Source organism: Streptomyces niveiscabiei (assembly GCF_001419795.1).
GTDB lineage: Bacteria > Actinomycetota > Actinomycetes > Streptomycetales > Streptomycetaceae > Streptomyces > Streptomyces niveiscabiei.
In genome coordinates this window covers 1-7,170 of record NZ_LIRL01000861.1, presented here as the reverse complement: position 1 = coordinate 7,170, position 7,170 = coordinate 1, and the positions used below count along the sequence as shown (strand labels likewise).

Sequence of the window (7,170 nt, the reverse complement as noted above, 5' to 3'; positions counted from 1 at the left end):
GACCGCCCCCACCCCGCCCCAGGACCTCAGGGCGCTGGCCGAGCGCCACGGGCTGTCGGTGAGCGGGGCGCGGCCGTCGCTGCCGCAGTACGTCCGTGACCTGTGGGCGCGCCGGCACTTCATCACCGCGTTCGCCACGGCGAAGCTGACCGCGCAGTACAGCCAGGCGAAGCTGGGCCAGGTCTGGCAGGTGATGACGCCGCTGCTGAACGCGGCCGTGTACTACCTGATCTTCGGCGTGCTGATGGGCACGAAGAAGGGCGTACCGGACTACATCCCGTTCCTGGTGACGGGCGTGTTCGTGTGGACGTTCACGCAGAGCTCGATCCTGGCGGGCACCCGCGCGATCTCCGGCAACCTGGGCCTGGTGCGGGCCCTGCACTTCCCGCGCGCCGCGCTGCCCGTGTCGTTCTGCCTCCAGCAGCTCCAGCAGCTGCTGTTCTCGATGGCGGCGCTCGTGCTGATCCTGCTGGCGGTGGGGGTGCCGCCGGCCCTGTCGTGGTTCCTGGTGATCCCGGCGCTGGCGCTCCAGTTCGTGTTCAACACGGGCGTCTCGATGGTCATGGCGAGGCTCGGCGCGAAGACACCGGACATCGCGCAGCTCATGCCGTTCGTGCTGCGCACGTGGATGTACGTCTCGGGCGTCATGTGGAGCATCGACCAGCTGGTCAGGAAGCACCACGACTGGCCGTCCTGGGCGGGCCACCTGCTCCAGGCCAACCCTGCCTCCGTCTACATCGACCTGATGCGCTACGCGCTGATCGACAGCTTCCACTCCAGCCAGCTCCCCCCGCACGTGTGGGCTCTGGCCCTGGGCTGGGCACTCGTCGCGGGCGTCGGCGGCTTCATCTACTTCTGGAAGGCTGAGGAGACGTACGGCCGTGGCTGAGAACCCCGCGAACACGAACCCGGACGACCGCATCCCCACCGTCGTAGCCGACGGAGTCGACATCGTCTACCGCGTCAACGGCGTAGGCACCCGAGGCTCCGCGACCGCCGCCCTCAACCGCATGCTGCGCCGCAGGAACGCGGAGAAGGCGGCCGGCACCCGCCTCGTCCACGCCGTCAAGAACGTCTCCTTCGTCGCCTACAAGGGCGAGGCCATCGGCCTCATCGGCACGAACGGCTCCGGCAAGTCCACGCTGCTCAAGGCGGTCGCCGGCCTCCTCCCCGTGGAGAACGGCCGGATCTACACGGACGGCCAGCCCTCCCTCCTCGGCGTCAACGCGGCCCTGATGGGCGACCTCACCGGCGAGCGCAACGTCTACCTCGGCGGCCTCGCGATGGGCATGTCCCGCGAGCAGATCAGGGACCGCTACCAGGAGATCGTCGACTTCTCCGGCATCAACGAGAAGGGCGACTTCATCTCGCTCCCCATGCGCACGTACTCCTCCGGCATGGGCTCCCGCCTGCGCTTCTCCATCGCCGCCGCCAAGGACCACGACGTCCTCCTGATCGACGAGGCCCTCGCGACCGGCGACGCGAAGTTCCAGCGCCGCTCCGAGGAACGCATCCGCGAGATGCGCCGCCACGCCGGCACGGTGTTCCTGGTCAGCCACAACAACAAGTCGATCCGGGACACCTGCGAACGGGTGCTGTGGCTGGAGCGGGGCGAGCTGCGGATGGACGGGCCGACGGAAGAGGTCATGAAGGAGTACGAGGAGTTCACGAGCGGCAAGAAAAAAGCAGCCTGATCATCTTCTTGTACGACCACCACACATAAGAAGGGCGCCCCCGCCCATCAGCTGGGGGCGCCCTCACTCACGTACCCCTACGAATGCGTACGCAACATCGACCGCATCGTCCGCATAGCCACCGACAGATTCGCCAGGTCGAACGAGTCCGACCCCCGGATCTCGTCCAGCGTCACCCGAGCCCGCCCCAGCAGCGCCGCGTTCTTCTCCTCCCACGCCTTGAACCGCTGCTCAGGCGTGGACGTCCCGTTCCCGACGGCCAGGACGTCGGACGTCAGGGACGCATGAGCGGCGTACAGGTCCTCCCGGATGGACGCACGGGCCATCGACTGCCACCGGTCCGCGCGCGGCAACTCGATGATCCGGTCCATGAGCTGCGTGATCCGCAGCCGGTCGGCGAGGTCGTAGTACACGTCGGCGACGTCGAGCGGGTCCTTCCCGGCGCGGTCCGCGATGGACACGATGTCCAGCGTCGGGAACGCGGACGAGAACCCGGCGACCCGGGTCGCGCACTCGTCCGGCACCCCCGCCCCCGTCAGCTCGTCGTGGATCTGCTGGTACCACTCCAGATCGGCCCCCCGCAGCAGCTTGGGCAGCTGGGACCAGACCAGCTCCACCCGGTCGGCGAAGAACTCGACCGTCTCGGCGAGCTGGAGCGGCTGCGGCCGGTTGTTGAGCAGCCACCGCGTCCCGCGCTCGACGAGCCGCCGCGAGTGCAGCCGGATCCGGGTGAGGACGTCGGCCCGGACCCGGTTGTCGAGGGACTCGACCGCGTCCCACACCCCCGCCGACCGGAAGATCGTCCGCGCGGCGGTCTGCGCGCGCACGATCTCCTCCAGCGAGGCCCCCGTCTCCTCGCGCAGCCGGTGCAGATAGGTCGTCCCGCCGGTGTTGACGGTGTCGTTGACCAGCACGGTCGTGGTGATCTCGCGCCGCAGCGGGTGGCTGTCGATCTGCTCGGCGAACTTCTCGCGCAGCGCGCTCGGGAAGTACGCGTGCAGCAGCCCGCGCAGGTAGGGGTCGTCGGGGAGCGTCGTGTGGAGCAGCTCGTCGGAGACGGTGATCTTCGTGTAGGCGAGGAGTACGGCGGTCTCGGGCCCGGTGAGCCCCTGCCCGGCGGCGAGCCGTTCGCGGATCTGCCGGTCGGCCGGCAGGAACTCCAGCGCCCGGTCGAGGTGCTTCTCGCGGACGAGGTGCTTCATGAACCGCTGCTGCGCGTGGAGCATGTCGCCGGACTGGGTGAGCGCGTTGGCCAGCGCGGTGTTCTGCGCGTAGTTGTTGCGCAGGACGAGGTGGCCGACCTCGTCGGTCATCTCGGCGAGGATCTTGTTGCGCTGCTTGACGGTCATGTCGCCCTCGGTGACGAGCCCGTTGAGCAGGATCTTGATGTTGACCTCGTGGTCGGAGGTGTCGACCCCGGCGCTGTTGTCGATCGCGTCCGTGTTGATCTTCCCGCCGGCCAGCGCGAACTCGATGCGCCCGAGCTGGGTGAGCCCGAGGTTGCCGCCCTCGCCGACGACCTTGACGCGCAGGTCGGCGCCGTCGACGCGGATGGCGTCGTTGCCCTTGTCGCCGACGTCGGCCTGGGACTCGGCGGCGGACTTGACGTACGTCCCGATGCCGCCGTTCCACAGCAGGTCGACCGGCGCCTTGAGGATCGCCTTCATCAGGTCGGCCGGCGTCACCTTGCCGGTGCCCGCCTCGATGCCGAGGGCCTCGCGGATGTGCCCGTTGAGCTGGATGGCCTTGGCGCTGCGCGGGAAGATCCCGCCCCCGGGGGAGATCAGGTCGACGTTGTAGTCGCCCCAGCTGGAGCGGGGCAGCTCGAACAGCCGCCGCCGCTCGGCGTAGCCGGTGGCCGCGTCCGGGTTCGGGTCGATGAAGATGTGCCGGTGGTCGAAGGCGGCCACCAGCCGGATGTGCTCGGACAGCAGCATCCCGTTGCCGAACACGTCCCCGGACATGTCGCCGATCCCGACGACCGTGAAGTCCTCGGTCTGCGTGTCGACGCCCAGCTCCCTGAAGTGCCGTTTCACCGACTCCCAGGCGCCGCGCGCGGTGATCCCCATGCCCTTGTGGTCGTACCCGGCGGACCCGCCGGACGCGAAGGCGTCCCCGAGCCAGAAGTCGTACGACTCGGCGACCTCGTTGGCGATGTCGGAGAAGGTCGCCGTGCCCTTGTCGGCGGCGACGACGAGGTACGTGTCGTCCTCGTCGTGCCGGACGACGTCGCGCGGCGGCACGACCTCTCCGCCGGCGAGGTTGTCCGTGATGTCGAGGAGCGCCGAGATGAACGTCCTGTAGCTGGCGATGCCCTCCGCGAGCCACGCGTCCCGGTCGACGTTCGGGTCGGGCAGCTGCTTGGCGACGAACCCGCCCTTCGCGCCGACCGGCACGATCACGGTGTTCTTCACCATCTGCGCCTTGACCAGCCCGAGGATCTCGGTCCGGAAGTCCTCGCGCCGGTCCGACCAGCGCAGCCCGCCGCGCGCGACCTTCCCGAACCGCAGGTGGACGCCCTCGACGCGCGGCGAGTACACCCAGATCTCGAACGCCGGGCGCGGCGCGGGCAGGTCGGGGATGGCCTGCGGGTCGAACTTCATCGACACGTACGCGTGCGGGGTGCCGTCGGCCGTGGTCTGGAAGAAGTTGGTGCGCAGGGTCGCCTTGATGACGGTCAGGTAGGAGCGCAGGATGCGGTCCTCGTCGAGCGAGGCGACCTGGTCGAGCGCGGCGTCCAGCTCTTCGAGCAGCGCGTCGACGATCTCGCGCCCGGCGCTCTGCCGCTCCGGCGCCATGCGCGCCTCGAAGAGGGAGACCAGCAGCCGGGTGGTGTGGACGTTCGTGCGGAGGGTGTCCTCCATGTAGTCCTGGCTGAACGTGGACCCGGCCTGGCGCAGGTACTTGGCGTACGCGCGCAGCACCATCGCCTGCCGCCAGGTCAGCCCGGCGCCGAGCACCAGCGCGTTGAAGCCGTCGTTCTCGGCGGCGCCGGTCCAGGTCGCGGCGAACGCCTCCTGGAACCGCTCGCGCCCGTCGTCGCCCAACTGCTCGACGCTGCCGGGGACTCGGAGCCCGAAGTCGTAGATCCACGAGGACGAGGAGCGGTCGGCGTTGCGCAGTTCGTAGGGGCGCTCGTCGACGACCTCTACGCCGAGGCGGTTCAGCACCGGCAGCACGGCCGAGAGGGAGACCGGCTCGCCGTTGCGGTAGATCTTGAAGCGGCGCTCGTCGGGCGCGGCGCCGACGGGCTCGTACAGGCTGAGCTCGAAGTCCTGCTGCTCGCCGAGCTGTTCGAGGTGGACGAGGTCGGCGACGGCCGCGCGCGGCGTGTGGTCGGCCTTGTAGCCCTCGGGGAACGCGGTGCCGTAGCGGCGCAGCAGTTCGGCGGCGCGCTCCTCGCCGCACTCGGCGGTCAGCGCCTCCGCGAACGCGTCCGCCCAGGACCGCGCGGCCTCGACGAGCCGCGCCTCGATGCGGTCGCGGTCGGCGTCGGAGAGCTGCGGCAGCTCGGTGCCCTGCGGGACGCGGATCACGAAGTGCAGCCGGGACAGGATGGATTCGGTGTTCCAGGCGGTGAAGTCGACGTTGATGCCGCCGAGTTCCTCGCGCAGGATGTCGATGATCCTCAGGCGTACGCCCGTTGTGTACCGGTCGCGCGGGAGGTAGACCAGCGCCGAGTAGTAGCGGCCGTACTCGTCCTGGCGCAGGTAGAGCCGCAGCCGCCGGCGTTCCTGGAGGTAGAGCACGCTGGTGACGATCGTCCGCAGCTCGTCCACCGGGATCTGGAACAGCTCGTCGCGCGGGTACGTCTCCATGATCTGGAGGAGGTCGCGGCCGTCGTGGCTGTTGCGGGAGAACCCGGCGCCGGTCAGCACCTCGTCGACCTTGCGGCGGATCACGGGCACCCGCAGCACCGACTCGGTGTACGCGGCCGACGAGAACAGGCCGAGGAAGCGCCGCTCGCCGACGACATTGCCGTCCGCGTCGAACTTCTTCACGCCGACGTAGTCCAGGTACGACGGCCGGTGCACGGTCGCCCGGCTGTTGGCCTTGGTCAGCACCAGGAGCTTGTGCTCGCGGGCCTTGGCGCGCGCGTCCGCCGGGAGCCGCTCGAAGGAGGGGCTGACCGGGTGGGACTCGTCGGTGTCGTGGTGCGGGTCGGAGCGCAGGATGCCCAGGCCGGTACCGGGTACGGCGGTCAGCGAGTCGTCCTCGCGCAGCTCGTACTCGCGGAAGCCCAGGAACGTGAAGTGGTCGGCGGCCAGCCAGCGCAGCAGCTCGCGGGCCTCCTCGACCTCCGGCGAGGGCAGGTCGCCCGGCACGGACTCGGCGGGCAGCTCGTCGGCGATCCTGAGCGCCGCCTCGCGCATCTTCTCCCAGTCCTCGACGGCCTCCCGGACGTCCGACAGGACGCGCAGCAGGTCGGCGGTGATCTGCTTCAGGTCGGCGCGGTCGGTCTCGCGGTCGATCTCGACGTGGATCCAGGACTCGACGTGCGCGTCGTGCGGCAGGCCGTCGGCCGAGGGCAGGATCTCGATCAGCTTGCCGGTCACGTCGCGGCGGACGACGACCTGGGGGTGGATGACGAGGTGGATGCCGCGCGACTGGCGGGACAGCTCGTTGGTGACCGAGTCGACCAGGAACGGCATGTCGTCGGTGACGACCTCGACGACCGAGTGGCTGCACGTCCAGCCGTTCTCCTCGACGGTCGGGGTGTGCACGCGGACGTTCGCCGTGCCCTGGGGGCGGTTCTCGGCCAGCCGGAAGTGCGAGTGGGCGGCGCCGAAGACGTCGACCGGGTCGCGGTCGCCGAGGTCCTCCGGGGCCGTGTGGAGGTAGTACCGCTGAAGGAAGGAGAGAACGGTGTCGTGGTCCGGGGGTGAGACGTCCGCCCCGGGGGGACCGCCTGCGGCGCCCTCCGCGGTCGTCCCGGTCGGTAGGTGCCCCCCGGCCGGGCTGTTCTCAGCGACCCGCGCCGCCCTTTCGAGCAGCTCGGCCTTGGCTTCGTCCAGCTTGGTCTGCATGGTCCTCTGGCTCCTGTCGCGCGCCGTTGCGTGACGTAGAAGGAAGTTCGGTCTCTTCCCCCGGCACGGGACGCCTCGACGCGGGGTGTCCGGTCTGCTTCGACGCTATGCCGCGGGGGGAGACGGACGAGGCGATATGTGCCCCCCGGAGGTGTGACGCCGCTCTCGGCGCCGCCGTCCGGGGCGGGTACGACGTCCACGAAACCGTCGGTTCTCCGCCTCGCCCGTGAAGATCGGCGACCGCCGCCCGGTGCCGGATGCGATCCGAGCCGACCGGGCGCAGGGCAGGGGAAAACGCACCCCCGCGAGATATCGCGCTGATCACGGGACCAGGCTATCGCTCCTCACCGGGGGCCCGTCATGAGCCGTATGTGTACAAAACAGAGCACTGATCTTCGACACCCTGCACAGGGCGGCCACGAAATGCCCCCCATGCTCCCCCCGTCCGC

General features: G+C 69.8%; 3 protein-coding genes. 2 read left to right on the top strand and 1 reads right to left on the bottom strand.

What is annotated here, in order from left to right; translation table 11 throughout:
* Nucleotides 1–889, top strand: an 889-nt coding sequence (locus tag AOK24_RS35670) for an ABC transporter permease (protein ID WP_055724120.1), incomplete at its 5' end; no start/stop codon positions are given.
* Nucleotides 882–1,694, top strand: coding sequence for an ABC transporter ATP-binding protein (locus tag AOK24_RS35665; protein WP_055724119.1), 813 nt, complete (start codon nucleotides 882–884; stop codon nucleotides 1,692–1,694). The genes AOK24_RS35670 and AOK24_RS35665, both read left to right, overlap by 8 nt.
* A 77-nt stretch (nucleotides 1,695–1,771) precedes the next feature.
* On the opposite strand, the gene AOK24_RS35660 is transcribed toward AOK24_RS35665, so the two are convergent.
* A complete protein-coding gene (locus AOK24_RS35660) occupies nucleotides 1,772–6,721 on the bottom strand; it encodes an NAD-glutamate dehydrogenase (protein WP_055724118.1) in 4,950 nt (1,649 codons plus the stop codon).
* Between the last annotated feature and the right edge of the window lie 449 nt (nucleotides 6,722–7,170).